The organism is Exiguobacterium sp. SH4S7, assembly GCF_004336795.1.
GTDB classification, from domain to species: domain Bacteria; phylum Bacillota; class Bacilli; order Exiguobacteriales; family Exiguobacteriaceae; genus Exiguobacterium; species Exiguobacterium aurantiacum_A.
In genome coordinates this window covers 123902-150492 of record NZ_SJUT01000006.1, presented here as the reverse complement: position 1 = coordinate 150492, position 26591 = coordinate 123902, and the positions used below count along the sequence as shown (strand labels likewise).

31 protein-coding genes and 1 other annotated feature are annotated in these 26591 nt (G+C 53.6%); of the genes, 16 read left to right on the top strand and 15 right to left on the bottom strand.

Annotation, left to right across the window (positions count from 1 at the left end):
• Window positions 1–21: 21 nt before the first annotated feature.
• A complete protein-coding gene (locus EVJ29_RS12000) occupies window positions 22–1011 on the top strand; it encodes an alpha/beta hydrolase (RefSeq protein WP_131465977.1) in 990 nt (329 codons plus the stop codon).
• A gap of 39 nt (window positions 1012–1050) precedes the next feature.
• Here EVJ29_RS12000 and EVJ29_RS11995 read toward each other — a convergent pair whose 3' ends face one another.
• The 4 genes from EVJ29_RS11995 to EVJ29_RS11980 all read right to left on the bottom strand — a co-directional run bounded on the left by EVJ29_RS11995 (window position 1051) and on the right by EVJ29_RS11980 (window position 4925).
• Window positions 1051–2613, bottom strand: a complete 1563-nt coding sequence (locus EVJ29_RS11995) for an aromatic amino acid hydroxylase (RefSeq protein WP_131505157.1) — start codon at window positions 2611–2613, stop codon at window positions 1051–1053.
• 53 nt (window positions 2614–2666) lie between these two features.
• Window positions 2667–2861, bottom strand: a binding site (T-box leader).
• A gap of 122 nt (window positions 2862–2983) precedes the next feature.
• Complete coding sequence (locus tag EVJ29_RS11990; protein ID WP_201739015.1) at window positions 2984–3661, bottom strand: uracil-DNA glycosylase; 678 nt, start codon at window positions 3659–3661, stop codon at window positions 2984–2986.
• A 78-nt stretch (window positions 3662–3739) separates the two neighbouring features.
• Window positions 3740–4375, bottom strand: a complete 636-nt coding sequence (locus EVJ29_RS11985; RefSeq protein WP_131465972.1) for an FMN-dependent NADH-azoreductase — start codon at window positions 4373–4375, stop codon at window positions 3740–3742.
• 118 nt (window positions 4376–4493) lie between these two features.
• Entirely contained in the window at window positions 4494–4925 is a 432-nt protein-coding gene (locus EVJ29_RS11980) for a MarR family winged helix-turn-helix transcriptional regulator (protein WP_016509745.1), read from the bottom strand.
• A 159-nt stretch (window positions 4926–5084) separates the two neighbouring features.
• Here EVJ29_RS11980 and EVJ29_RS11975 point away from each other — a divergent pair, with 159 nt between their 5' ends.
• The 3 genes from EVJ29_RS11975 (at window position 5085) to EVJ29_RS11965 (ending at window position 7009) form a co-directional block, all read left to right on the top strand.
• The gene (locus EVJ29_RS11975; protein ID WP_070328315.1) at window positions 5085–5459 is read left to right on the top strand and encodes a hypothetical protein; all 375 of its coding nucleotides are present in this window, start codon (window positions 5085–5087) and stop codon (window positions 5457–5459) included.
• 91 nt (window positions 5460–5550) lie between these two features.
• Window positions 5551–6435: a diacylglycerol/lipid kinase family protein gene (locus tag EVJ29_RS11970; protein ID WP_201739014.1), complete on the top strand. Its 885-nt coding sequence runs from the start codon at window positions 5551–5553 to the stop codon at window positions 6433–6435.
• Window positions 6436–6484: 49 nt separating this feature from the next.
• Complete coding sequence (locus EVJ29_RS11965; RefSeq protein WP_131465970.1) at window positions 6485–7009, top strand: GNAT family N-acetyltransferase; 525 nt, start codon at window positions 6485–6487, stop codon at window positions 7007–7009.
• A 33-nt stretch (window positions 7010–7042) separates the two neighbouring features.
• On the opposite strand, the gene cbpA is transcribed toward EVJ29_RS11965, so the two are convergent.
• Window positions 7043–7678 carry a cyclic di-AMP binding protein CbpA gene (gene cbpA / locus EVJ29_RS11960; RefSeq protein ID WP_070328318.1) on the bottom strand — a complete coding sequence of 212 codons (636 nt, stop codon included), beginning with the start codon at window positions 7676–7678 and terminating at the stop codon, window positions 7043–7045.
• 186 nt (window positions 7679–7864) lie between these two features.
• On the opposite strand from cbpA, the gene pdxK reads away from it, so the two are divergent.
• Genes pdxK through bshB2 form a run of 3 tightly spaced genes read left to right on the top strand, consistent with a single transcriptional unit; the run spans window position 7865 to window position 9767 of the window.
• On the top strand, window positions 7865–8689 hold the full coding sequence (gene pdxK / locus EVJ29_RS11955; protein WP_070328319.1) for a pyridoxine/pyridoxal/pyridoxamine kinase: 825 nt from the start codon (window positions 7865–7867) through the stop codon (window positions 8687–8689).
• A 56-nt stretch (window positions 8690–8745) separates the two neighbouring features.
• A complete protein-coding gene (locus EVJ29_RS11950) occupies window positions 8746–9117 on the top strand; it encodes a YojF family protein (protein WP_016509734.1) in 372 nt (123 codons plus the stop codon).
• A complete protein-coding gene (bshB2, locus tag EVJ29_RS11945; protein ID WP_016509728.1) occupies window positions 9114–9767 on the top strand; it encodes a bacillithiol biosynthesis deacetylase BshB2 in 654 nt (217 codons plus the stop codon). The genes EVJ29_RS11950 and bshB2 overlap by 4 nt, the downstream gene beginning before the upstream one ends.
• 166 nt (window positions 9768–9933) lie before the next feature.
• On the opposite strand, the gene EVJ29_RS11940 is transcribed toward bshB2, so the two are convergent.
• The 5 genes from EVJ29_RS11940 to nhaC all read right to left on the bottom strand — a co-directional run bounded on the left by EVJ29_RS11940 (window position 9934) and on the right by nhaC (window position 14799).
• Window positions 9934–10767, bottom strand: coding sequence for an undecaprenyl-diphosphate phosphatase (locus tag EVJ29_RS11940; protein ID WP_070328320.1), 834 nt, complete (start codon window positions 10765–10767; stop codon window positions 9934–9936).
• 141 nt (window positions 10768–10908) lie between these two features.
• Window positions 10909–12036 (bottom strand): MFS transporter, encoded by a 1128-nt coding sequence (locus EVJ29_RS11935; protein WP_131490602.1) that lies wholly within the window; start codon window positions 12034–12036, stop codon window positions 10909–10911.
• Between the two features lie 131 nt (window positions 12037–12167).
• Window positions 12168–12680 (bottom strand): type 1 glutamine amidotransferase domain-containing protein, encoded by a 513-nt coding sequence (locus EVJ29_RS11930; RefSeq protein ID WP_131465966.1) that lies wholly within the window; start codon window positions 12678–12680, stop codon window positions 12168–12170.
• Window positions 12681–12751: 71 nt separating this feature from the next.
• A complete protein-coding gene (locus tag EVJ29_RS11925; protein ID WP_071398860.1) occupies window positions 12752–13342 on the bottom strand; it encodes a DNA-3-methyladenine glycosylase in 591 nt (196 codons plus the stop codon).
• 80 nt (window positions 13343–13422) lie between these two features.
• Window positions 13423–14799: a Na+/H+ antiporter NhaC gene (gene nhaC, locus EVJ29_RS11920; protein WP_071398859.1), complete on the bottom strand. Its 1377-nt coding sequence runs from the start codon at window positions 14797–14799 to the stop codon at window positions 13423–13425.
• Between the two features lie 208 nt (window positions 14800–15007).
• On the opposite strand from nhaC, the gene queC reads away from it, so the two are divergent.
• Genes queC through queF form a run of 4 tightly spaced genes read left to right on the top strand, consistent with a single transcriptional unit; the run spans window position 15008 to window position 17299 of the window.
• Window positions 15008–15652, top strand: a complete 645-nt coding sequence (gene queC, locus EVJ29_RS11915) for a 7-cyano-7-deazaguanine synthase QueC (RefSeq protein WP_035386372.1) — start codon at window positions 15008–15010, stop codon at window positions 15650–15652.
• Complete coding sequence (gene queD / locus EVJ29_RS11910; RefSeq protein ID WP_016509716.1) at window positions 15649–16104, top strand: 6-carboxytetrahydropterin synthase QueD; 456 nt, start codon at window positions 15649–15651, stop codon at window positions 16102–16104. Before queC ends, queD begins: the two co-directional genes overlap by 4 nt.
• Window positions 16104–16799: a 7-carboxy-7-deazaguanine synthase QueE gene (gene queE / locus EVJ29_RS11905; RefSeq protein ID WP_201739013.1), complete on the top strand. Its 696-nt coding sequence runs from the start codon at window positions 16104–16106 to the stop codon at window positions 16797–16799. The genes queD and queE overlap by 1 nt, the downstream gene beginning before the upstream one ends.
• Window positions 16800–16810: 11 nt before the next feature.
• Window positions 16811–17299 (top strand): preQ(1) synthase, encoded by a 489-nt coding sequence (queF, locus tag EVJ29_RS11900; RefSeq protein WP_070328325.1) that lies wholly within the window; start codon window positions 16811–16813, stop codon window positions 17297–17299.
• Window positions 17300–17330: 31 nt separating this feature from the next.
• Here the strand turns inward: queF and EVJ29_RS11895 are convergent, their stop codons facing one another.
• On the bottom strand, window positions 17331–17987 hold the full coding sequence (locus EVJ29_RS11895) for a TVP38/TMEM64 family protein (protein ID WP_131465962.1): 657 nt from the start codon (window positions 17985–17987) through the stop codon (window positions 17331–17333).
• 115 nt (window positions 17988–18102) lie between these two features.
• On the opposite strand from EVJ29_RS11895, the gene EVJ29_RS11890 reads away from it, so the two are divergent.
• Entirely contained in the window at window positions 18103–18612 is a 510-nt protein-coding gene (locus EVJ29_RS11890; protein ID WP_070328327.1) for a hypothetical protein, read from the top strand.
• A 33-nt stretch (window positions 18613–18645) separates the two neighbouring features.
• Here EVJ29_RS11890 and EVJ29_RS11885 read toward each other — a convergent pair whose 3' ends face one another.
• The 3 genes from EVJ29_RS11885 to EVJ29_RS11875 all read right to left on the bottom strand — a co-directional run bounded on the left by EVJ29_RS11885 (window position 18646) and on the right by EVJ29_RS11875 (window position 20519).
• Window positions 18646–19149: a hypothetical protein gene (locus EVJ29_RS11885; RefSeq protein ID WP_131505156.1), complete on the bottom strand. Its 504-nt coding sequence runs from the start codon at window positions 19147–19149 to the stop codon at window positions 18646–18648.
• Between the two features lie 91 nt (window positions 19150–19240).
• On the bottom strand, window positions 19241–19696 hold the full coding sequence (locus EVJ29_RS11880) for a GNAT family N-acetyltransferase (protein WP_236633530.1): 456 nt from the start codon (window positions 19694–19696) through the stop codon (window positions 19241–19243).
• A 58-nt stretch (window positions 19697–19754) separates the two neighbouring features.
• Complete coding sequence (locus tag EVJ29_RS11875) at window positions 19755–20519, bottom strand: TrmH family RNA methyltransferase (protein ID WP_070328329.1); 765 nt, start codon at window positions 20517–20519, stop codon at window positions 19755–19757.
• 221 nt (window positions 20520–20740) lie between these two features.
• Between EVJ29_RS11875 and EVJ29_RS11870 the strand changes: the two genes are divergently transcribed.
• The 3 genes from EVJ29_RS11870 to EVJ29_RS11860 all read left to right on the top strand — a co-directional run bounded on the left by EVJ29_RS11870 (window position 20741) and on the right by EVJ29_RS11860 (window position 24510).
• The gene (locus EVJ29_RS11870; RefSeq protein WP_131505155.1) at window positions 20741–22369 is read left to right on the top strand and encodes a PTS transporter subunit IIBC; all 1629 of its coding nucleotides are present in this window, start codon (window positions 20741–20743) and stop codon (window positions 22367–22369) included.
• 52 nt (window positions 22370–22421) lie between these two features.
• Complete coding sequence (locus EVJ29_RS11865) at window positions 22422–23213, top strand: endonuclease/exonuclease/phosphatase family protein (RefSeq protein WP_070328331.1); 792 nt, start codon at window positions 22422–22424, stop codon at window positions 23211–23213.
• 91 nt (window positions 23214–23304) lie between these two features.
• Entirely contained in the window at window positions 23305–24510 is a 1206-nt protein-coding gene (locus EVJ29_RS11860; RefSeq protein WP_131465953.1) for an MFS transporter, read from the top strand.
• Between the two features lie 32 nt (window positions 24511–24542).
• Here EVJ29_RS11860 and EVJ29_RS11855 read toward each other — a convergent pair whose 3' ends face one another.
• A complete protein-coding gene (locus EVJ29_RS11855; protein ID WP_131505154.1) occupies window positions 24543–25247 on the bottom strand; it encodes an alpha/beta hydrolase in 705 nt (234 codons plus the stop codon).
• A 75-nt stretch (window positions 25248–25322) separates the two neighbouring features.
• Between EVJ29_RS11855 and EVJ29_RS11850 the strand changes: the two genes are divergently transcribed.
• On the top strand, window positions 25323–26588 hold the full coding sequence (locus EVJ29_RS11850; RefSeq protein ID WP_071398849.1) for a purine/pyrimidine permease: 1266 nt from the start codon (window positions 25323–25325) through the stop codon (window positions 26586–26588).
• The last annotated feature ends 3 nt before the right edge of the window (window positions 26589–26591 follow it).

Genomic DNA, 26591 nt, shown 5'->3' with positions numbered 1-26591 from the left:
TTGAACCAAGGAGGAATCACGATGAATAAAGGATTGAAACGAGCTGGACTCGGACTAGTCGGAACGGCCGTCGCCGGTGCTGCCTACGTCTTCTTGTCACCGAAGCCTGCGTCCCGTCTCGTCAAAACTTCATTTACTGGAGGCAAGGAAGTCGCGATCAAAGGATTCGACGAAGTCGTTCAAAAGACGTCGGTCCGTAAAGACATCGATTACTATTCTGCCTACGAGAACGGGACGTTCGATTTGATTCGCTATGAAGGCGATAAGCATGTCGTCCCGACAATCTTTTGGGTGCACGGTGGCTCGTTCGTTGGCGGTGATAAGGCCGATGTGTTCAAGTATGCGACGTCGATCGCAAGCAACGGCTACAACGTCGTCAGCATCAACTACGCCCTCGCCCCGGACGTCACGTATCCGGTGCCACTCCAGCAAATCGAAGAGGCGTACACGTATATTGCCGACAACAACGATCGCTTCCGACTCGATCTCGACCGCGTCTTTTTCGCCGGAGACTCGAACGGAGCGCAGCTCGTCGCCCAATTCATCGGGATTCAACTGAACGATGACTATGCACCGTCAGCCGAAGTGAATCAAGTCGTCCCGCAAGACTCGATCCTCGGCGCGGTTCTCTTGTCTGGCCCGTATGATTTGAAACGGACGATTCTCGAGTCTTCGAAAGCCGTCAACCGTTTCTTGTTCAAGCGGATCGGTTGGGCCTACTTCGGGACGTACAATTGGGAGAACCTCCCCATCGTCAACGAAGCGTCTCCTCTCGTCAACATCCCGGCCACGTTCGTCCCGACGTTCATCACCGACGGGAACACGGGGTCGTTCGAGACACAAGCGAAAGAGTTCGCGACGATTCTCTCCGGACGGACTGACGTGACGAGCGTCTTCTATAATCGAGATGAATACGAACTCGGAAACAGCTATCACTTCGAGATGGATCAACCAGCAGCCAGTTCAACGTATCGTCGCTTGATCACGTTCTTGCGTGAAACGACCAAATAAAAACAACCCCGACTTTTTTCAAAGTCGGGGTTGTTTGCGTCATTTGAGCAAATCCATTGCGCGGGCAATCAGCTCGTTGCGAGAGTCTGAAGTTTTCCGTAACGCTTGTAGCCGGTCGATGAGTGCTTGACGAAGCTCGTCTGACTGAACGAGTTCCAAGCATTCAATCTGAGCCAACCAGGCGTCTGCATGCTCAGAGAGGACCGTTGGGACGAGAGCGTCGATCGACTCACCTTGTTCACGCATGAGCCGGATGCGATTGAAGAGTGGGTCGTCTTCCGTCCACGTCCGGGCGTCCCGTTCGATTTGAACCGGTTTCTCTAAGACGACGAGCTCTTCGACGTCCGTGCCCGGGAAGATCGACGGTAGCGAATCGTGTCTCACTTCAAGCGTCGCGAGCTCGATTTGTTTGCCGTCGATGTGCACGCTCACGTCTTCTAGCGTGATCTCGTCTGTCGTCTCGCTGACGATGCGGCCATCGAGGCGAACGTCCGCTTCCGCGAGCGCTTCTTGGATTGGTCCATCTAAAACGAGTAGTCCGTGATTGCTCAAATTGCGAAGCTGGCCGTGGTCAACTTTCACGCAGTCCCCCCATTGAACGAGGGCAACTCGGCCTGTGTTCGTCACGTGTCGAACCGTTCCGACACGGTCGGTCCCATCTTCGAGCCGGATCGTCGATTGACTTCCTGAGGCGAGCGCCTTCTCAAGCGATGCGATTCCGCCCGTGTGGACGGCCATCCGTGATTCGAGTTCATCGAGCGCATCCGTCAACGCCTCGAAGTCAGGGATGACGAACAGTTCACTTTGCATATTCGTCACATCCTGTTTCGTCTCTAGCGCATGCTCGAGGTTGAACGGATGTTTCGTGACGGCGTCGGTCAGGCAGTGACGGCTCTCGCCGACCGAAGACAACAGTCCGGCCCCGTAAATGAGCGGGCGCTCGATGTCGCCGATCAGTCCGAACTCGACCGTCCACCAAAAGATACGTGCCACTTGCTGCGCTTCGGAGAAGCCCGTCACTTGCGCTTTCGCTTCATGCAGCGCTTCTAAGGCGGCTTTGACATCCGCTTCCGTCGAGTTGGCATTCTCTTTCACGATCGTCAGTCGTTTCAGTGCCGCGAACGAGGCGTGTTCCTCACGGTTCATGAACGCTTTCGCGCCAAGTTGACCGAACCGTTTCACGATTTTAGAAAACTCAGGGTCCATCAGCATCGGCGCGTGACCGGCCGCCTCATGGATAATGTCTGGTGCCGGGCTGTACAAGATGTTCTCGACTTTCCGGATGTCGGTCGCGACCGGTAACATCCCGTTCCCTTGGAAGTCAAAGAACGCGACGCCAGGAATCAATCCGTCGACCGCGACCGTCGACCAACCGGCCGCTCGCATCTCGGCGGTCATTTTTTCGACGTCCGGGAGGCGTTCTGGTCCCATGCCTGTCTTTTTCAACCCTTCGATGTAGAACGGATGGGCCTTGCCTTCGAGCGTATGCAAATTGAGCCGTAATACGAAACGCCAGACCGCGTGATCGGTCGGTGTGTACTCGTTGTAAAACTGGGGCGAGATATGAGGCGCCAAGTGGCGTGGGATTGATTGTGTGAGCATGATATTTCCTCCTTTTGTCTACTGGACGTCAAAAAGTCCCTATCGATTCACTCGATAGGGACGACTTAGCCGCGGTACCACCCTGATTACTAGACGTTGTCTAGTCACTCTAATCCGATAACGGGGGACCGCTCACATGTGAGAGCTCACAAACTGTAATTCGATTCATCTTTTGGGCGTGTTCGCAGCACCACACGCTCTCTGGGCCAGGGAAGATGTCTCTACTTCGGTTTGATCATCGCTTTTGTTACTGTTATGCAGTTATGCTTCTACGCGAACTTGCTTTTAAGCGTTAAAGTATCTTGTTGGTTGTAACTTTACCAAATCGTTTTGTCGACGTCAACAAAAAACAGTCCGCAACTGCGAACTGTCACAAACACCAATCAATTTCAGGTTGTCCCCACTGTTTCATCAAATCGTTCACTTGCGAGAACGGACGGGATCCGAAGAAGCCGCGGTGTGCCGACAGCGGACTCGGGTGGACCGATGTCAAGATCGCGTGCTGCGGCCCGATCAGCTTTTGTTTCTTTTTGGCATCGTTTCCCCAAAGAATAAACACGATCGGTTGCTCACGCTTCCCGAGTTGCTCGATGATCGAGTCCGTGAACTGAACCCATCCTTGTCCGCGGTGTGATCCGGCCTTACTCGCTTCGACCGTGAGCGCGGTGTTGAGCAACAATACGCCTTGGCGGGCCCAGTTCTCTAGATTCCCGCTCTTCGGCACGCTACAACCCAAGTCTTCATGCAACTCTTGAAAGATGTTGCGCAGCGATGGCGGAAAACGGACACCGTCTTGGACCGAGAAGCTGAGTCCGTGGGCCTGATTCGGACCGTGATACGGGTCTTGGCCGAGGATGACGCATTTGACGTCTTTAAACTTCGTGTAGACGAACGCGTTCCAAATGTCTTCCCGCTGCGGATAGACGGTCGTCGTCGCATACGCCTCATCGACGAACGCTTTCAAGTCAACGAAGTACGGCTGCTCCATCTCTGCTTCAATGATGTCACTCCAGTCGCCGAGCAAGCGGTCTGATAACTGTTCTCCCATTTGATTCGCCCCTTTCCGTCTTATCATACCCGAATCGACGGCACACAAAAAGACGAGCCCAGTGGACTCGTCCGATGATTATACTGTGACTGTGCCTGCTACTTCTTTCGCAAGTGCTTCTGCTTTCGCTGTCGCGTCAGCAACGATGTCTTCGATCTTGTCTGGGAACTGGTTCATTCCTTCAACCGCAAGTGTCGTCACTTCGTTCACGCCGACGAACGCAAGCGCTTGACGGAGGTACGCGTCTGCAAAGTTGAGGTCTGTGCCTGTGTAGATGCCGCCTGTCCCTTGAATGTGGATCGCTTGTTTGTTCTCAAGGAGACCGACCGGCCCTTGCTCTGTGTAACGGAACGTTTTGCCGGCTGAGAGGACGCTATCGAGGAACATCTTCATGCGTGCTGGGAAGAAGAAGTTCCACATCGGCGTCGCGAACACGTAAAGGTCTGCTTCCATGAACTTCTCGAGCATGCCGTTCATCGTCGCGACTTTTGAAGCTTCGACGTCTGTGAGTGCTTCACCAGACGCGAATTTTCCCCAAGCGCTTAACACGTCGCCATCGATTTCTTGGACGTCGACATCGTAAAGCTCGATTGCTTCGACTTCAAGCGATGCGTTTTCTTGTTGAAGCTTCGTCATGAACGCTTCTGCGACTTGTTTGCTGTATGACAATTCTGTCGGTTTTGGGTTAGCTGATACGTATAATACTTTTTTCATAATGGGTTCCTCCACTGGTAATCTCTATTTTGATAACAACAGTTAGAACTATATCATCTGTATATCTCACCGTCAATTATTTCAACTTCAAGATAATTGACAAAAAAACAGGCAGGCGTTATTTGCCTGCCGCGTTGTAGCCGACGCGTTTCAATAAATCGATCAACGTCTCAGTCTCTTGTTCGCTGAGCGGTCCATAAATATCTTTGAAGATTTCAATATGCTCAGGATAGACGACGTCCATCAATTGCTTGCCTTCGCCTGTCAACGACGCGTACGTGACACGACGGTCTGACGGACAGGCGACGCGCTCGATGAGCCCTCGCTTCTCAAGCTTGTCGATCACATACGTGACGCTGCCACTCGTGATCAAAATTTGATCGCCGATTTGTTGCAGCGGCGTATCTCCTCGTTTATACAATACGGATAGAACACCGAACTCTGTTGAATTCAATTGGTGGCGTCTAAGATCGTCTTTGACACGATCACTGATTGCGTCCATCGCTCTTGCTAAGACGACCCATGCCTTCAATTCGAGTGATTCAATCATGTCGGTTTCACCTCAATTCGTTCATCATTTACCTTTAGTATAGCAGGACATGAGCAGTATACGTCGCTAAAAACACTTCGTCAAGAAACTTCTCCGTTGTCGCGTCTCCTTGAAACGTTTAGAATAGAACTATTGTGATTTTTAGAAAGGGTGGACGGTATGCGTGAGTATTATGAGATTTCATTGACGATTAAAGCAGGCTATTTGAGTTCGGTCATCGAGTTGTTGAACCGGGAAGGCATCGCCCCTGACTATGCCCTTGAAAAAGAAGGCGCGGTCTTTTTACTGTTCAACCACTTGCCATGGCCGAACGTCACGCGCGAACCGCACGCAGTCGAGCGTTTCTTGTTGACGTTGTCGCGCGAAGACTACCTGTTCGTCAAGACGAAACGAAAATCGCCCGTACCCGGCCATGAACCGGTTGCCTGCATGGGAGCGTACGATTCGCCTTTCCACGAATATTTGAAAATCGAGCTCGCCGTCGACGAATCCGATGCGAGCCATCTCGATATGTCGGCGTTCCGCCATTACTAAACAACGCACGCGCGTTGTTTTTTTGATGACTAGGTTTGAGCGCGGACGGGAATATAGGACAATATCTGACTGATAAAGGGGAATGTCTTGAATGGATACAGTTATGTTGATCGTCAACCCATCGTCTGGGAAAGAATTAGGGAAAGAGCACGCGCCGTTCGCTGAAGAAGTGCTGCGCGAACGTTACGGAAACGTCGACGTCCGTTTTACTGAAAAAGCCGACGACGCCACACACTTTGCACGAGAAGCGGCGTCGAAACAATATAAAGCCGTCATCGCCATGGGCGGCGACGGCACGTTGAACGAGACGGTGGCCGGTCTCGCCGAAGCCGATCATCGTCCCGACTTCGGAATCATCCCGCTCGGAACGGTGAACGATTTGGCACGGGCTCTCGGCGTACCGAGTGACCCGAAAGAAGCGATTGAAGCGCTGCGAACGGCAAAACCGTCACCGATGGACATTGGGAAGTATGAACACGGCTACTTCATGAACGTCATCGCCATCGGCCTCATCGCTGAGGCGGTCGATGAAGTCAGCGTCGAAGAGAAGACGAAATGGGGCCCGTTCGCCTACTTGATTGAAGGCATCAAAGCGTTCCGGGAACACAGTCCTTACTCGTTATCAGTTCAGGCCGAAGAGCACACGTTCGACGGGGACGCTTTTCTCGCCGTCATCGCGCTGACGAACTCGGTCGGCGGCTTTGAAAACTTCGAGCCTGATGCGAAGTTGAACGATGGCCTGCTTCACGTCTACTTGTTTGAGAATCTCGGTTTCACAGACGCCTTCCAGCTCGCTCCGGCCTTATTTACCGGTAAGCTTAAAGAAACAGACAGTGTGACCGCATTCCAGACGAAGCGGGTGTATATCGATTCGCCTGATTCGCTTCCGGTCAACGCCGACGGGGACACGGGCGGGAAACTCCCGCTCACGTTTGAAGTGCTCCCAAGCCATCTCCAAGTGCTGAAACCAGTCTAATCTCTCGCCTCGGGACAGAAGGCTCGTTCGAGAAAGGAGAGATCGTTCGATGAACATCACACTCGTTCCGCTGCTCGAAGCGTCAGACGACATCGTCAAGACGTTCAACCGGTGGAACAACGATCCCGAAATCGTTCATTTGATCCGCCCTGCTCGCTCGGAAGAAGAACTCGCGGCCGAGCAACGGATGACCGTCGCCGACTTGACGGATCGACTTCAGACACACGATATCTTTCTCATTTACGCTGACGACAGGCTCGTCGGCGAGGTGAACGTGATGTATGACGCAAACCATCTATACGTTCAAGAACCAGGGAGTGCCTGGCTCGGACTCGTCATCGGGGAAGCGGCGGGTCGCGGCAAGGGTGCGGGCAGCGAGGCACTCCGACTTTTGGAGGAACGGCTTCGTCACCAAGGCACCCCGCGCATCGAGCTCGGCGTGTTCGGGTTCAACGAGGCGGCACACCATCTCTATAAGAAGCTCGGTTATGAAGAAATTGCGCGCATCCATGCGTTCACGTACTGGAACGAACAATTTTGGCCTGATATCCGCATGGAAAAGCGACTGACATGACAAAGACCTTCCTCAAGCGAGGAAGGTCTTTCGTCAGTTGTTCAAGTTTTCGACTTCGACGACGCGGAACCCTTTTTGTTCGAGTTTGGCGACGATCTTGTCTTTCTTCGGCTCATCACAGTCAGGCGGCAACGTGATCAAAACACGGCGAAGGACTTTACTCTTCGCGTCGAGCGTCATCAAACTCGCGATAGACGAGTATTTGCTGACGACTTTCGTGATTTTCTCGAGCGCACCTACCTGCTCGCTAAGTGCGATCGTGACGACGTAGCTGCCTGTGTCACGGCTCCACGCCTCTTCGAGCATGCCGAGCATCTTCCCGTGTGGCAAAATGCCGTAAAATTCATTGCTCTCGTCTTTTAGGACCGCGATATACGGTAACTCTTTGATCGAGAAGAAGACTTTGAAGAATCCGTCCGACTCGTGGACGTATTTCTGCGTATTTTTAATCAATTCCATGACGTTGTCGTCAAGGCTCGCGCCACTCATTCCGTGACGGTAAATATGCATCTTATAAATGTTACCGCGGAAAAATATTCCCGTCTCATCGAGGACAGGGACACAGCGGTATCCTGTCTTTTCAAGCGTATCGAGCGCTTCACGTAACGTCGCCTTTTCACTGATTGTGACGACGTCTTTTTTTGGAATGCATAAGCTATGCACTAACATGCGGTTTTCCTCCTAGCAAATTAAAAGTGGTCTACACCCTATTCATTACTATTCCCCAAATATGATTGAAATCCTGCCATCTTTTTTAAAACTTCGATTCAACCTTTGGCGGTCATGGGATTTGTCGTAACGCCTAAAAGTCGTTATAGTGAAACTATCCAAACAGACAAAGGGGATTGAACGACTATGACGATGAAAAAAGCATTAACGATCGCTGGTTCAGATACGAGTGGCGGTGCAGGCATTCAAGCTGACTTGAAGACGATGGAAGAGCTCGGTGTGTATGGCATGACCGCACTCACGGTCATCGTAGCCCAAAACCCGCATAACGCTTGGCACCATGAAGTCTTCCCGATTGATACGACGTTGATCGAGAAGCAGATTGACACCGTCCTCGCCGGAATCGGCGTCGATGCCGTCAAGACAGGGATGCTCCCGACTCCAGAAATCATCGAGCTCGCGGCTCGTAAAATTAAAGAGTACGGCATTCAAAACGCAGTCGTCGACCCGGTCATGGCTTGTAAGGGAGCCGACGAGATCCTCAACCCGGACGTCGCCGTCGCGATGCGTAAGCACCTCGTCCCTGTCGCCAAAATCATCACGCCGAACTTGTTCGAAGCGCGTATGCTCGCTGGCCTCGACAAGACACCGTCGACGATGGAAGAAATCAAAGAAGCCGCACGCTTGATCCATGAGCTCGGTGCTGAAATCGTCATCGTTAAAGTCGGTGGAAAACTTGGGTTCGACACGGCGTTTGACGTCCTCTATGACGGTAACGAGTACCGTCTGCTCGAAAGCGAAAAGATCGAACCTGCTTTCACGCACGGTGGCGGTTGCACATTCTCTTCAGCCATCGCCGCATCACTCGCGAATGGACATTCCGTCGACGAGTCGATTCGCATCGGGAAAGAGTTCATTACAGAAGCGGTCCGTCACTCGTTCCGCCTCAACCAATACGTTGGGCCGACGAACCATACCGGTTATCGTCAAAAACTAGCAACACAATCATAAACAAGGTGGCCCGGGGCGAACGTCCTGGGTCATTATTGCCATTGGAGGAGACTAGCGTGAAACCGATTCAACCTGAAACGATTCAAACGTATTTAAACGCACACGTGTCGACGCCTTTATACGCTCACGTCGAGACGACGAACGGCGCTTACGCCACACATAACGACCCGGATTTCCATAACGCCGGGATGTTTATCCGTAACGTCGTGATCGAGTACAGTATCGGTCAAATCAAAGGAGACGGACCGTATCGAGTCGGACTAAAGCTCGATCACGGCTGGCTCTACGTCGAAGGATTGACCGACTTTGAACAACACGGTGAACAGTTGCTGCTCGCCGGGCACGACCGTCTCGGACGCCTCGCCTGCGCGCTGCATCTAGACGTCAAACCGCTCCCGCAAGGAGCATCGGAGGTGGACAGCCAATGAACGGACCGTTACTTGTTATTTTCCCACACCCGGACGATGAGGCGTTCAGCTCGGCCGGAACGATCATTCAACATCAGAAGAACGGATTCCCCGTCACATACGTCTGTCTGACACTTGGTGAGATGGGCCGTAATATGGGCTCGCCAATCTTCACGACGCGTGAAGAACTACCAAGAATCCGTAAACGCGAGCTCGAGGACGCCTGTGCCGTCATGGGCATCGACGACCTCCGGATGTGGGGACTGCGCGACAAGACCGTCGAATTCGAAGACGAGACCGAACTGACGAATCGCTTCAGCAAGTTGATCGCCGAAGTGAAACCGACCCGCGTCATCTCATTTTATCCAGGATATGCCGTCCATCCCGACCATGAGGCGACAGCACGAGCGGTCGTCCGGGCGCTCCAAGAGATGGACGAAGCGAAGCGTCCCGAATTTTTAGGTGTCGCTTTTGATCACCGGACGGAAGATGAGCTCGGCAAACCTCACGTCCTCATCGAAGTCGGTCAGGAGAGTGCCGCCAAACGTGAGGCGTTGCTCGCCCACCGTTCACAGACGGAAGGGTTGCTCCGTGCAATCGACAACGCAGAAAACGCCCACGTCATGGAGTTACTCCAACGTGAGCGCTTCTATCATTATCCGTTCTCATGATTCAAACGCGTAACGCGTCATATACAGCAACAAACCTACAGTCCCTAACCCGATCAACGTTCCTAGCACGACGACGATATGTCCCATGTTCTCACCTCTACTTGGTTTTACGAACTGAATGAGTAATAAGTTTCAATAACGCGTGTGCGAACACGCGTTATTTTTATTAAAAGTACAAGACGTAGATAACGGCAGCCAAGACGAGCCGGTAAATCGCGAACGGCGTCAGTTTCACTTTGTTGATCAACTTCAAAAAGAATTTGATGGACAGCAACGCGAACAAGAACGCACTGACGAAACCGATCAGGAAAACAGGCAGCGTGTCGACCGTGAAATAGCTCCACTTGCTGTAAAGCGAGAGCGCGCTCGCCCCGAACATGATCGGGACGGCCATGATGAACGTGAAGTCGGCCGCAGCCCGGTGACTCATCCCGAGCAACACTCCGCCCGAAATGGTCGAGCCCGAACGTGAAAAGCCTGGCCAAAGCGAGAAACATTGAATCAAGCCGACTCCAAGCGCTTGTTTGTATGTGATGTCGTCGAGTGTCGGCGTCGTCTGTCGTTTCACGCCGGACAAGTCGGCGGCAATCATGAAGAACGCACCGATGACGAGTCCGATCAATACCGTCTTAATCGAAAACAGATGCGTGTCGATGTAGTCCTCAAACATGAGTCCGAGCACGGCCGCCGGGAGCAGACCGATAAAGATATGTAGCAGGTTCAACTTTTTCGTCGGCCCTTCATGTCGAATCGCGAGCAATTCTTTCGGATTCAATAACGCTTTGAACCGACTCCTGAAAACGACGATGACCGCTAAGATCGAACCGAGCTGAATCACGATCTTGAACGTGTTGGCTACTTCTTGACCTAGAAAACGACTCGAGTTGAGCCAAATATCGTCGACCAAGATCATATGTCCGGTCGAAGAGACAGGCGCGAATTCCGTCAATCCTTCGACGACGCCTAATAAAAAACCGATGAATAATTCATACCATTCCATTGCATTGTCCCCTACTCCAGTATTGCTTTTTATCATACACGGACGGGACGACGTTCTCTCTCGGTCTTAAGACGTAAAAAAAGAGGACGTAATGCCCTCTTTCCCCTTACATCAATAAAGGAAGCCGGCTAATGTGCAATCTTAGCCGCTTCTTGAGACCACCCCCCGACTCAGGACGGCTTGACACGCGCACACGAACGAACCGATGACGAAGAAAGCAGTAAATAGCGACAATCCCGCACCCCCGATGAACAATACACCGAGTCCGATAATCCCGCCATGCAAGAGCATCGATACCGTTGACTCGGTCGTGGCTCGAATCATGGACGGAAGAGCGCGATGGAGCACCCCGAAGTAGAGCGGTTCGACCGCCCCGACGAGTAGCGCCATCAGTGCCATCCAGAGCAGTCCGAACTGATTTGGGAACGTTCCGAGCAGTATAAACCCGATCCCGATACCCCAAGCGATGAGTTGTTGCCAGCGAGCGACCGGGGCAACTTTCAATAACACCGGGGCAAGCAGTTGACCGGGAATTTGAATGAGCAACAGTACGGTTGAGACCGCCCCGAACCAGTAGATCGGGACATTGACGTCACGCGCGTACAGCTGCCAAAACTCATCCACGAAATTGAATGCACTAACGACCAACACGAACGACCCGGTCAGCATGAGCAGTGACTTGTCGTTCCAAATGAAGCGGAAACCAGCCTTTAACTGCCGCCATGTCACCGCTTCTTCGTGGACCACCCGTCTCGGTTCGACGAGCAATAGACTGCACATCGTCGCGATGAACAGGCTCACAAGCGATAGCATGTAGTTGAACTCAAACGGAAACTTGGTCGCGAGCAAACTTCCGCTAAAGGCGGCGATGACGGCCGCGACGAGCCCGATGGCATTCAGGCGACCTAGCAATCGCTCAAACGCATCCGTATCTCCGTCTTGCTCGAGCGTTTCATACAACAAAGCGTTCTCGGACCCGCTGCGCAGCACCGCCCCGATGGCGGACAAACTAATCGCCAAGACAAACCCAATCAACGAAAACGACAGCAACAACACAATAAACGATAGCCATTCGAGCGCAATGCCGATTTGCAGCAGACGTCGTCGTTCCCAGCGGTCGGCTAAGACGCCGGTCGGCACTTCAAGGAACACGACGATGACGGCATAGACGATTTCCGTGTAGACCACTTCTTGAATCGTGATGCCGCGCGACTCCCAAAACAGACGTTCAATCGTATAGGCCGGAATCAACGCCTCAAACCAGCGCATCGCACCAAGCAACCCTACGTTTCGACGGACTTAGCTAGGGGACCGTGCTCTTCGTCTCATGATGATCTCCTCCTTGTTTACCTATTCCCGATTCCACAAAAAAGCCACGGAACATGTCCGTGGCCGATAGATTATTTTAATAGGTTGAGCATCTCACGGTTAAACGCCGGAATGTCGTCCGGTTGACGGCTCGTGACGAGCTGATTTTGGCAGACGACGACTTCTTTGTCGGCATACTTCGCACCGGCATACTCCATGTCGACTTTAATCGACTTGTACCCGGTCGCGTCGCGGCCTTCGAGCGTCTTCGCCGTGATCAACAGTTGCGGCCCGTGACAGATAGCGAATACCGGCTTCTTCGCATCCATGAACGCTTTCGCGAACTGGACGAAACGTTCGTCTTCGCGCAACAAGTCAGGTGAGAATCCGCCTGGTAAGAGCAGAGCGTCAAAGTCTTCTGGAGACACGTCGTCGACACTTTTGTCGATCGTGACTTTTGCCTCGCCTTGTTTGCCTTCGACGGTGTTACCGGCTGCCTTTTCGATCGTGACAACTTCGTGCCCCGCCTCCACCAATGCGTCGCGTGGACCTGTGAACTCTACGTCTTCAAACATATCCGTGATTAGCGTTGCTACTTTTGCCATATCGGAAACACTCCCTAATTTTTGTTTTATGCACATAAGGACTGTTCCACCCGTCACGGACCGTTAAACATTCAGCGGAATTTTGAGACGTACGGATTGTCCCGCTCGAAGAAGCGGTACGCATAGTCACGCGCCTCGCCGCTGTTCGGGATACCGATGCGCGGACCGGCCTCAATCTCGTTCACACCGTCCCCTTCGATAATATAGAGCGGTTCATGTTGGAGCGAGTGTCCGTACAAGTCCATCGTGATCCCGAGCGCCTTCGTCAGTTTACCGGGTCCGTTCGTCCGGTCGAACCGTTTGATGCCAGGACGATTGAATTCAATCAACTCCTGCCCGGCGACGGGTTCGATTGCCCGGATCAACACGGCTTCCGGTGAGCCGATCGGACCGCTGACGACGTTCAAGAGCGTATGCGTGTGCATTTGATACGTGTATACATGTCCAGACTGCCCGAACATGATCTCGGTCCGATTCGTCCGTCTGCCGCCAAAACTGTGGGCTGCCTGATCGACCGCCCCGAGATACGCCTCCGTCTCGACAATCTTGCCAATGATCTGTCCGTCGAGATGATCATGGACGAGATAGTGCCCGAGCAACGACCGGGCCAGTTCGAGCGTCGGTTGTTCATAAAATGATGGGTCGAGCCGTTTCATCGTCATCCCTCCTCGTCCTTATTTTCTCAAACGAGGCTTGGCGACACAAAAAAGATGCCCTGAACGCGTTCAGGACATCACTTTCATTACGATGCGAGCTTGATCGCATCACGCTGCTTCCCCAACTTCACGTAACCGAGCACGATCGAGAAGATCGGGCTGAGCCAAAGGAAGAACGCGAACGGTGCGTATTCGAGCACCGGCACGCCGAGTGTCGCGGCGAAGAAGGCACCGGACACACCCCAAGGAATGAGCGGGTTGATGACCGTCCCGCCGTCTTCAAGCGCACGCGACAAGTAACGTGGGTCGATGCCGCGGTCGATAAATCCTTGTTTGAACGCTTGCCCCGGGAGCAAGATCGACAAGTACTGCTCACCGGCGAGCAAGTTGACGCCAATCGAGCTGAGCACGACTGACAGCACCGAGCTGCCTGGTGACTTCAGACGTTCTAGTAACGCATCGACGATTGCTTGGAACACGCCCAGCTCACGGAGCAGTCCACCGAAGGCGAGGGCAATCAACACGAGGCTGACCGACCAAAGCATCGATTCAAGGCCACCGCGATCGAGCACGGCCGCGATCGTCTCGTTCTCGACGCCCGACTTGAATCCGGCCTGCATGACACCGAACCAGTTCGAGACGTTCCAATTACCTTGGACGAACCCGGCCGTCAACACACCGGCGAACATCCCGACGAGCATCGTCGGCAATACCGGCATCCGACGGAAGGCGAGAACGGCGACGAGGACCGGGGCGAGCAGTGTCAACCATGACAAGTTGAACCGTCCGGCGAGTGCCGTCTGTGCTTCCGCGATTTGCGCCGTGTCGGCTGCTTGACCGCCGCGTCCGAGAACTGTGAATAAGATGAGTGTGATTACAATCGCGGGAACGGTCGTCCCCATCATGAAGCGGATATGGTCGAACAGTTTGACACCAGCCACAGCCGGTGCGAAGTTCGTCGTATCCGATAGCGGACTCATCTTATCACCGAAGAGCGCACCTGACACGATGGCTCCGGCGGCGAGCGCCGGGGAAATCCCGAGTGCCATCCCGATCCCGAACAAGGCGACCCCGACGGTACCGACCGTCGTGAAGGCACTCCCTGTGAACGATGACACGATCATCGTGATGAGCAACACGCTCGGTAAGAACCACTGGGCTGAGATTGTATTTAAACCGATGGAGAGGATCGTCGCCACCGTGCCAGACATTTGCCATACTCCGATCAGCATCCCGATCAACAATAAAATCATGATCGGCATAATCGCTTCACGAATCCCGTTGATCATCGCGGTCTCGATGCGTTTAAAGTCACGCGTACGATAATACGCGTAACCCCCTATTAATACCATTGTGCCAAAGATCGCCATATGTGGCGTCGCTTTGGCCAAAAACATCAGTGCGAGCAAGGAAATCCCGCTCATCAGCACGACGAATACAGCCTCTTTTCCTTTCATCTGCATCGACGTCCCCTCCTTTCAGTTCCATTATTTTCTACCTAACCGCTTAAACGCTTTTATGCATGAAAGTGTGTCAGTGATGTTCTTTACTATACCTACTTCTCTTTTCCCTGTCAAACGTCTTTTTATGGTAAAGTAAACGCTCGAGGGTGACCTCCGGAGTTCGTAACCTCCTCCGACATCAAAACTAGCGAAAAAGGAAGTGTGCACGTTGCAACACGAAAAAGCATTGGTCGTCTTCAGTGGCGGTCAAGATTCAACCACTTGCCTGTTTTGGGCAAAACAACAATTCTCTCATGTGGAAGCCGTGACGTTCGCCTACGGGCAGCGCCATGATGCGGAAATCGAGGTCGCGAAAGAGATCGCGGCCGAACTTGATGTCCCGCACCACATCCTCGATTTGTCCTTACTCGGACAACTCACCTCAAACGCGTTGACGAGACATGATCTCGACATCGACAATGCGGACGTCCCAAATACGTTCGTCGATGGACGCAACCATTTATTCTTATCTTTTGCGGCCGTCATGGCCAAACAACTCGGTATGCATCACATCATCACCGGCGTCTGTGAGACCGACTTCTCGGGCTACCCGGACTGTCGCGACCAATTCGTCAAATCATTGAACGTGACGCTCAACTTAGCGATGGACTACCCGTTCGTCATCGATACGCCGCTCATGTGGCTCGATAAAAAGCAGACGTGGGAACTCGCGGACCGGCTCGGAGCGTTCGACTTCATCAAAGAGCGGACCCTCACCTGCTATAACGGTGTACTCGGTTCAGGCTGCGGCGAATGTCCGGCGTGTGTACTCCGTCAAAACGGGCTCGCTGCATACGAGGAGGTACGCGTATGAAACACGCCCCATTCCTCGCCCCGACGAGCGTCGAGGCCAAACAAGACGGCTCGCTCATCTACTGCCCGCACCGCGTCCAAATCGTCAAAGAAGTAACGTTCGATGCGGCCCATCACTTGTTTGATTACGATGGGAAGTGCCGAGCGCTCCACGGACATACGTACAAACTTCAAATGGGGATCAGCGGTTTTCTCGACAATCGTGGGATGACGCTCGACTTCGGTGACTTGAAAGCCATCTTTAAAGAAGAGCTCGAACCGTATCTCGACCACCGCTATTTAAATGAGTCCCTTCCATATATGAATACGACAGCAGAAAACATGTGCTACTGGATTTTCGATCAGCTCGCTAAGCACTTGCCTGACGAACGCGACGTCCGCGTCGAATTCGTCCGCCTTTATGAGACACCGACGTCCTACGCCGAGTTCCGGCGCGAATGGCTGGTGGACTGATGAAGATACCTGTCCTCGAAGTGTTCGGGCCGACGTTTCAAGGTGAAGGCCGCGCCATCGGACAGAAGACGATGTTCGTCCGGACCGCCGGTTGCGATTATCGCTGCGCCTGGTGCGACTCCGCCTTCACCTGGGACGGTTCGGAAAAACCCGACATGCTCTCGGCTGACGAAGTGATCGAGCGCCTTGACGCACTCGGGATGTACGATTACGTCACGATCTCAGGCGGCAACCCGCTCCTCATCGCCGGTATGAAAGATTTGGTCGAAAAGTTGAAGGCACGCGGCGTCAAACTCGCCGTCGAGACACAAGGTAGCCGGTATCAAGACTGGCTCCAAGACATCGACGACGTGACACTCAGCCCGAAACCACCGTCGTCCGGCATGACGACCGATTGGGAAAAACTCGACGCCATCGTCGAACGGCTGCGTCCCGAACAGACGACGTTTAAAATCGCCGTGTTCGATGAGGTCGATCTCGCCTATGCGAAAGACGTCCAAACCCGCTACACCCCGGACGTCATGTACTTGTCGGCCGGCAACCCTGAGCCCGGGGCGGACGGTGACATCACCGACGCGCAGCTCAGACGTTTGAAAGAGTTGTGGGAAGACGTCGCGCGTGACCCGTCATGGCAAAGCGTCCGTGTCTTGCCGCAGCTACACACATTACTGTACGCCAACGAACGTGGCGTCTAAGGAGAATGAATATGAGACCAGAAGACTTACAAGACTTGTCACTCCTCGGCCAGAAGAGCGTCCCATACATTTTTGAATACGCCCCGGACGTGCTCGAGGCGTTCCCGAACCGGCATCCGGAAAACGATTATTTCGTGAAGTTCAACGCACCGGAATTCACATCGCTCTGTCCGATCACGAATCAGCCGGACTTTGCGACGATCTACATCTCGTACATTCCGGACGAAAAACTCGTCGAGTCGAAGTCACTCAAGCTTTATTTATTCAGCTTCCGTAACCACGGCGACTTCCACGAAAACTGCATCAACGTCATCGGGAAAGATCTCGTCAAGCTGATGGAACCGCGCTACCTCGAAGTGTGGGGCAAGTTCACGCCCCGCGGCGGCATCTCGATCGACCCGTACTACAACTACGGCAAGCCGGGCACGAAGTACGAGCAAATGGCCGAACATCGCCTGTTCAACCACGACTTGTACCCTGAGACGGTCGACAACCGTTAAGCAAAAAGTAGGCGCTCATCCAATTGAGCGCCTACTTCTTTTTGTAACGGTTGATTTGTTGCTTGATTGGTTCGCGGAACACGGTCGCGACGAGTGTCAACACGACAAAGACAGCGAGCGCGAGGATGACCAGCTTCATATCCCCGCTCGCGAGGCTACTACCGAGAAAATTATTAGCGAACGCCCCCGGAATCATACCGACCGAGGTCGCGAAGACATAAGCTGGGAGTCGCACTTTCGCCAAACCTGAGGCATAACTGACCAAATCAAAGTTGACGAGCGGGATCAATCGTAAGATCAAGACGTAAAAGAATCCGTCTTCTTCGATTTTGTGCTGAATCTTCTCATAATCGCTCGATTCGAAATGGCGCAGAAACCGGTCTCCGAAGCGAACCGCTACATAATAAGCGACGAGTGCGCTGAGCGTGGCACCGATGACCGTATAGACGACACCGGGCAGCGTCCCGAACGCCAACCCGCCCGCAACCGACAAGACGGACGTCGGAAATAAAATCAACGGGCGAACGGTGAACAATAAAATATAAATGAGCGGGGCGAGCCAACCGAATTGAACGATATAGTCTCGGATCTCCCCCGGTCGCAAGTCGATCCACTGATAGAGAAACGTCGCTGTCCCGAATACGAGCAAAACGACGGCAATGACCCATTGTGTTTTCCACTTGTTCATCGGTCGACCTCCCCTCTTTCTTTCATCATATCGCCTCACCTCGAAAAAGTAACGCCTTCCTTTTTTTAGGAATCACAGTGTGGTACGGTTAGAAAAAGCAGAAGGAGGAATCCCAATGTACCTGGCAGATGCCATCAAATTGAAACACCTGCTCTTGAAGCAGATTGATAAGTTGTTACAAGAAGTCGAACGGGTCGCGTTCATCGAGCTCGAGAAGGATGAGCCGCTCCCGACGATCCAATCCCGCTCGCTCGAAGATATCGAGGTCGAGCTCCAATCGATTCGGACCGACATGCGTCGTCTCGACCGCCTCGTCTGTGAAGCGCACTTGCATAACGTCATCGAGACGAACGATGGACCGCTCCCGCTCGTCGAGGCGATCGAGTTCGCCGTTCAGTTGCGAGCTCAGGCTCGGATGTATCAAGACTTGGCCGAACGTCCGAAACGCGAATTTCAATCGGGTCACGGTGAAGGCACTTCTGTCATCAAGCACGCGCTTTATGATCCGGAACTGTACCGTCTGAAGGCGCTCGACGTCGAGAAACGGGCCAACCGTATCTCAAGCGCTATCGATGCGGCCAATCACCGAACCGAAATCGATTTTGATGCGAGCCGATATATGTAAGCTAAAAACGCGCCGGGACCTTCCCGGCGCGTTTTACATGTGATGATGGTCGTTATGATGATTGTGGTGGTCATGATGGCGCGAACCAGACCGACGTCTCGGCGCCGGCTCATCGGCGAACTTCTCGCCGTCCAAAATACCGAGCCGCTTATATTGGCGGTCGACCCGCTCCTTCGTCCCATCGTTCACATGCGGCGACTCCATAACCAACTGATAGCTGCCGAGTGCCACCCGGAACGGCTCCATCTGCGTGCGATGGACCGGAAACGACTGCACGTCCCGTAAATAATCGGCGAGACGGTTTGCTGATGCGTCATCGGGATGATCTGCGAGATCTGAGGCGAAGCGTTGCATGTCTTTCAATAGGCCCTTCGTCTTCGTCACTTGGCGAATCATGCTTATAATAGCGATTATAATCACGGTTAGAATGCCGATAATAAAAATCGGAAAAATACTGAACATCCCACTAAAAAACGAATCTCCCATCCCTGTCGAATCGATGTATACTTCTTCCCCGAATGCGAACGTGTTGACCATAATGTCTCCCCCTTTTTTCCTATATACGGACGCCGCTTCATTTGGTTTCATGCCTACAAAAAAAGCCGCGGCACTCGCCACGGCTCAACTGTCAGTTCAATTGTTTCTCCATCATGATGCGCGGTGCGCCATCTTCCGTGTACGCCCCCATGATGTCGTAGCCACAGAGCAGGTTCAAAATGATGACACCTTTGTTCGTGTTGCGCGCTTTCGTCCGAATCGAGTGGAATCCTTGCGCTTTCACCCATTCGAGTTGCGTATCCATCAACTTGCGGCCGATCCCGTACTTTTGGAACTCAGGATGCACGCCGCCAGCCCAGCTATAGAAGCGATATGGCTCAGCCTCGTAGCCGATCTTGAATCCGACGGGCCGGTCGTCAGAAAATGCGAGTAACACGAGCGGGTTGGCATGGCGGTACAGTCGTTCTTTAAAACGAAGTTGGTCGATGTCGCCGTACAGATGGCGATACAGGTTGAAGAATTCCTCTTCAAACTCGCTAAAGTTCGTCGTCACATCTTTCACGATAAATGAACTGGTCGTACTCATCTTTCCATCCCCTTTCGAAATATGGACAAGTTACTCGTACGCCTGTTTATTTCGCCATCTACTCGGATTTTCCTGTTTCTCGCTCAAATGCGTTCAAACCTTTTTGTTTGTACACCCCGAGCGAACGTTTCGGGAGGCTCCGCACCATCCAGTTTTTGAACACACGTTGTTTGTCCTCGATCGATAGTCCGTACCCTTCCGTCACGATATGACGGGCCCGCGTCGTCACGTCATAAAGCGAGATGGCGGCAGCGACCGAGATATTTAAACTTTGGACATAACCTTGCATCGGGATGACGTAATTCCCGTCCGCTTTCGCGAGTGCCTGCTCCGACACACCGTGATGCTCGTTCCCGAATAAGAGCACGGTCGGTTTTGACACGTCAACGTCTTCGAGCGGGATCGCCTCTTCGCTGAGCGCCGTCGCGAGTATTTGATAGCCGTCCGCTTTCAACTGATCGATCGCTTCTTCGATGGAAGCGTGTTCGACGACGTCGACCCAGCGATCGGCACTCTTGGCGATAATCGAGTTCGGTTTGAACTTGGCCCGTCCTTCGACGACGTGAAGCGTCTGCACACCGAACGCGTCCGCCGAACGCAATACGGCCGACTGATTGTGCGGATCGTCAACGCCCTCGGTCAATACCGTGATGTGATTCGTCCGCGTGTTCAATACGTCTTGCATCCGCTTGACGCGGTCTGGCATAAGCATCGAGAACAAGAGCCGATCCTCTTCTTTCATCACGCCCGTTCGTAACAACTCTTCAAGCAACGTGGCCTGCTCTTCTTTTGACAATGCTGATGTCGTCTGTCTCCATCCCATTCTTCTCGCCCCTTTCAACCTCTAGTATTTTAGCGGGATTCGTTTCGACTGACAAGCGACGTCGTAAAACAGCGTATTTTCATCCTTCCATGAAAATTTATGAATTTTAGGAAACCGGTTGCACAAATTTATGCAATCGATTACAATCATTAATGCAAGCGATTGCATTGACGATCGTTCTTAACAGAGAAAAAGTTCCGAACAGGAAGGAAGCGTATAGCATGAAACAGCTCATCTCATTTGATTTTTGGCAAAAACTCGGTAAGGCCTTGATGGTCGTTATCGCCGTTATGCCGGCAGCAGGACTCATGATCTCAATCGGTAAATTGATCGGCATGTCAGCCGGAGACGTCAGCATCTTGCTCACGACGGCACGCATCATCGAAGACTTAGGTTGGGGCATCATCGTCAACTTACATATCTTGTTCGCGGTCGCCATCGGTGGCTCGTGGGCGAAAGACAAGGCCGGCGGTGCGTTCGCCGCACTGATCGCCTTTATTTTGATCAACCGTGTCACAGGCGCCATCTTTAACGTCAACGGTGCTATGCTCCAAGACCCGGAAGCGACAGTCCAATCCCTCTTTGGGGCCGACCTCGTCGTCGCTGATTACTTCACATCAGTCCTCGGTTCACCTGCCCTGAACATGGGTGTGTTCGTCGGGATCATCGCCGGTTTCCTCGGTGGTGCACTTTATAACCGGTTCTATAACTTCAGTAAATTGCCGAACGCCTTGTCGTTCTTCAACGGGAAACGGTTCGTCCCGTTCGTCGTCATCCTCGGTTCGGTCGTCGCGGCGATCGCGCTGTCGATCATCTGGCCAACGATTCAAGGGGCACTCAACAGCTTCGGCCAATGGATTGCCACGTCACGTGACACGGCACCGGTCCTCGCGCCGTTCATCTACGGTGCGCTCGAACGTCTGTTGTTACCGTTCGGTCTCCACCACATGCTCACCGTCCCGATGAACTACACGGAGCTCGGTGGCACGTACACGATTTTAACAGGCGCGACAGCTGGTTCAGTCGTCGCCGGTCAAGATCCGCTTTGGTTAGCTTGGGTGACGGACCTCGTCAACCTTCGCGCCGCTGGGGATACGGCTGCTTATAACACGCTGCTCGCTGACGTCGTACCGGCCCGTTTCAAAGTCGGTCAAGTCATCTTGTCGTTCGCGGCACTCATCGGTGTCGCTTATGCGATGTACCGTAACGTCGATGAGGACAAGAAAGCCCAGTACAAGCCGATGTTCCTCTCGGCCGGTCTCGCCGTCTTCTTGACGGGTGTCACTGAGCCGATCGAGTTCATGTTCATGTTCGTCGCTCCAGTCCTTTACGTCATGTATGCACTCATGGCCGGTGCCGCCTTCGCCTTGGCGGACATTATCGACCTTCGTGTCCACGCGTTCGGTGCGATCGAGCTATTGACGCGGATCCCGATGATCATCAAAGCCGGACTCCTGCAAGACTTGATCAACTTCTTCCTCGTCTCGGCTGCGTTCTTCTTCATCAACTTCGGGGTGTTCAACTTCTTCATCAAGAAGATGAACTTGCCGACGCCTGGACGTAACGGCAACTATATGGAAGAAGCGACAGAGCAATCGACGGTGACCGGCAACGAGCAGGTCATGGGGATTATCGCTCTACTCGGTGGGGAAGATAACATCGAGGACGTCGATGCCTGCATGACACGTCTTCGTGTCACAGTGAAAGATATGTCGCTCGTCTCAGAAGAGCGCGAATGGAAAAAGAACGGCGCCATGGGTCTTATCTTGAAAGACCGCGGTGTCCAAGCAATCTACGGCCCGAAAGCCGACGTGTTGAAGTCTGACATTCAAGACGTCATCGGTGCATAATCAACAGGCCAGCTCGTGCGAGTTGGCCTGTTTTTTCTAAAGGAGGACTACTGTGAATATTTTGACGCTCAACTGTCACGCCTGGTTAGAAGATCGGCAACAAGAGAAAATCGACTCAATCGTAGAACGGATCGCGAGCGAGGAGTATGACATCATCGCGCTCCAAGAAGTGAACCAACATAAAGAAGCGCCGCTGATTGACGGTCTCATCCGTGAAAACAACTTTGCCCACGTCCTCGTTGAAAAACTCCGTGAGCAAGGGGTCGCCTATTACATGACATGGGATTTCGCCCATTACGGGTATGACATCTACGAAGAAGGCGTCGCGATCTTATCGCGGACACCGTTCGTCTCGACCGAGTCGTTCTTTGTCTCCCAAACGACCGACCCGAACGATTACAAGTCCCGAAAAATCGTCAAAGCCGTCGTTAGCGGCACGGACGAACCGACAGCCGTCTACTCGTGCCATCTCGGTTGGTGGCATGATGCGGACGAACCGGCTCGTCACCAGCTCGATGAACTGCTTCGCCGCGTCGAAGATGACGACCGGGCTCTCCTGCTCGGCGACTTCAACAACGACGCGTTTCTGCGCGGTGAAGGCTACGACTATTTGATCGACCACGGTCTTCAAGACTTGTTCTTTCTCGCGGCTGAGCGCGAAGGCGATGCGACCGTCCAAGGCAAAATCGCCGGTTGGGACGAGAACAAGCAGGCGCTTCGCATCGACTTGATGTTGACGAACGCCCCGATCCACGTTTCGCGTCACGCCGTCGTCTTTGACGGCGACAACGGACCAATCGTGTCAGACCATGCCGGTGTCGAAGCGACCGCGTTTTGGCGATGAGACAACCCCTTTCTTTCTGAACTGGAGAGAAAGGGGTTTTGCTTTGCCAAAAAATCCTGTATGGTTGGAAACGACTGATGTCTAACAACCTTTGAACGAAAGAAGTGATTACATCTTGACGACCACCCCATCGCTCAGTCGCAACGACTGGACGCTCATCTTATCACTGGCGTTGCTCACGTTCGTGCTCGGCACGAGTGAGTTCGTCATTGTCGGAATTTTACCCGATATCGCGGATGGACTGACCATCTCGATTGCCACCGCCGGGACGCTCGTGTCCGCCTTCGCCATCAGCTTTGCCATCGGCACCCCGCTCATGATGTCGTTCACGAGCCATATGCCGAAACGACGACTTATGCTCGGACTCACGCTCGGCTTCATCGTGCTCAATTTCTTGAGTAGCCAAGCACCGAACTACGGTCTTCTGCTATCGACACGCATGGTGACCGCGGTCGTGACCGGTGTGCTCATCTCGCTCGCCATGCTTGTCGCCAGTGAATCGGTACCGCCGACGAAGCGCGGCATCGCCGTCTCGTTCATCTTCGGCGGCTTCACGATGGCGAACGTGTTCGGTGTTCCGCTCGGGACTTTCATCGGGCAACGCGCGGGCTGGGAAGCGACGTTCTTCATGACGACCGCACTCGGTGTCGTCGCCTTATTCGCGGTCTACCGCGTCGTCCCCAACCAGTTATCGAGCGCGAAGACATCGATCTCTGACCAGCTCCGGCTCTTGACGAATCCGCGTATTTTGATCGCCTTCTTCATCCCGGCTCTTGGATTCGGTGCGACGTACGTCGTCTATACGTATCTCGTCCCGATCTTAAAAGGCGTGCTCGGCGTTCCGGTCGCATGGATCAGTCCGATCCTGCTCGCCTACGGTTTCATCTCGATCTTCAGCAACATGGCGGCCGGGAAAATCGCGAGCCATAACCCGATCGGTCGGCTCCGGTTCGTCTTTCTCATCCAAGCGGTCGTGCTCGCGGCGCTTTATGTGACGACGTCGAACGTGACGCTCGGTCTCATCAACATCGCCCTCATGTCGTTCATGGCGATTCTGCTCACGACGTCGACGCAAATTTATTTGATCGATTTGGCCGAGAAGTTCAACCCAGACGCCAAAGGTCTGGCCTCGTCACTCATGCCTGTCGCGAGCAACGTCGGCATCGGCATGGGGTCTGCTCTTGGTGGTCTCGTCTATGCGAACGCACCGGTCATGATGCTCGCCCTCGTCGGTGGCGCCGTCGCCTTACTGACCGCGGCTTTGACGTCACTCAGTCATCGTCTCGACCAACGCTAAACAGCGTGCCCGAACCCGGGCACGCTGTTTTTTTAGAGCCAATCTACGATTTGATCAATCGTCTCATCAAGTTGTTCTCTTGCGCTGAGCGGGCTGTCGTTATCCCCGTCTTGCGGCCCGTACATCCCAAAGTTGGCATGATTGCCACCTTCGATCTGATGGAATGTGGCGTCATTCGGCACGCTGTCAAGACTCGTCTCGATATCGGCCGGTGTCGCCAGACCATCCAATTCACCCGAGATCGACAAGACGCGCAAGTCGCTATCCGTCATCGAGCTGATCGGATACGAGGCGAGGAAGATGACCCCGTCGACTTTATCTTCGTTTTCGAGCGCATAGCCCGAGGCGGCCGAACCGCCGAGCGAATGACCGGCGACGTACCAGAGCTCGATATCGGGATGTGCCTCGATGATTGTTTCCGCCGCATCGATATCTAAGATGCCGAGGTTCAAGCGCAGCGACGGGATGGCGACAAAGTTCCCTGCTTCCGCCAATCTGGTCCCGTAATAGGCGTACGCCTCTTTATCGACTTTTGCACCCGGGTACAAGATAATCCCGACCTCACTCGCCGGGTCTCCGAACTCGAGTCGGTTGTCGACCTGTTCAGCTTCAGCCGCATAGCCAAGCGCTTCATCCGTCGGTCCGTACGTCAGTTGCGTCCAAACGACGAAGCCGATCACGGCGACAAGGATGACAGCAAGCAACGACAGTCCGATCCACTTCAGTTTTCTCTTCATTATATACCTCCATTTGCATCCACTTCGTCGTCACGGTACACTAATAGTAAAAAAGGGAAATACCAGGGGGACACCATGACGAAAAGTTCTGTAACCACGACGATTCAGTGGTTTATTTTTATTTTAGCTACCAACATTGTACCACCGCTCGCCATCGCCGCCCTATTTGAACTGTCGCCGGCCGAGACGATGACGTTCATCTCGCGCTCGCTGTTCATCTTCGCATTGTTCAGCATCATCCAGACGCTGTTCGGTCACCGTCTGCCGATTTTAGAAGGACCGGCCGGCATTTGGTGGGGTGTGTTCACACTTTATGCCTCGATCGGCCCTGCCCTTTACGGTAGCGGGCAAGAGACGCTCCAAGCGCTCGGCTTCATGCTGTTCTTGAGCGGTGTGCTCGGCGTCGTCATGACCGTGACCGGACTGCTACGGCGCATGTTGTCGCTGTTCACGCCTCAAGTGCTCGGCGTCTATATGATTCTGCTCGTCCTGCAATTATCCGGTGCCGTCATTAAAGGCGGTTTCGGTGTGAGCGAGGACGGCATCAATATCGTGCAAGCCGTCGCGACAGCCGGGCTCGTCTTATTCGCACTCACGCTCGAGCGGAGCCGCTTCAAACAATACGGTCTCGTCATGACGCTTTTCGTCGGGTTCGGATTGTTCAACCTGCTCGGTCTCGGCAACCCAATCGTTCGTTCGGACTCGTTCTTCCTCGTTCCCGAGCTGTTCCCGTTCGGGGCTTGGGTATGGGATTGGAACTTACTTCCGACCGCTTTCGTCATCACACTTCTACTCATGACAAACGTGCTCGCGAACATTAAATTGATTGAGCGCATCGTCAGTTCACGGACGAAACAACAAGTCGAAGGCAACGTCGCCGCGTCCGGCGTCGTCAGCGGCGTCAGTCAGATGGTCGCTGGTTTGTTTGGAACGCCTGGACCGGTCGCGATCTCTGGGACAGCCGGTTTCTTGTCGTCAACGGAGAGCGTGCACCGTGCCCCTCACCTCGTCGCTCACGGCTTAATGATGGTGCTCGCTTTAATCGGACCGTTCGTGTCGCTCATCGCAAGCATCCCGGCCGCGGTCGGGTACGCCATCGTCACCCCGCTCATCGCGACGATGATCATCATCGGGATTAACGAGGCCGCGTTCGAGTTGAACCAAAAGACGGCGTCGCTCACGGTCGGCCTCCCGCTCGTCATCGGGGCCGGGGCGATGTTGCTCCCGCCTGGAGCGATGAACGATTTACCGCCGCTCCTTGCGACCGTGTTCTCGAACGGTCTCGTCCTCGGGACGGTCGTCGCCTTGACGACCGCCATCCTAAGCCGAATCCACGACTAAAAA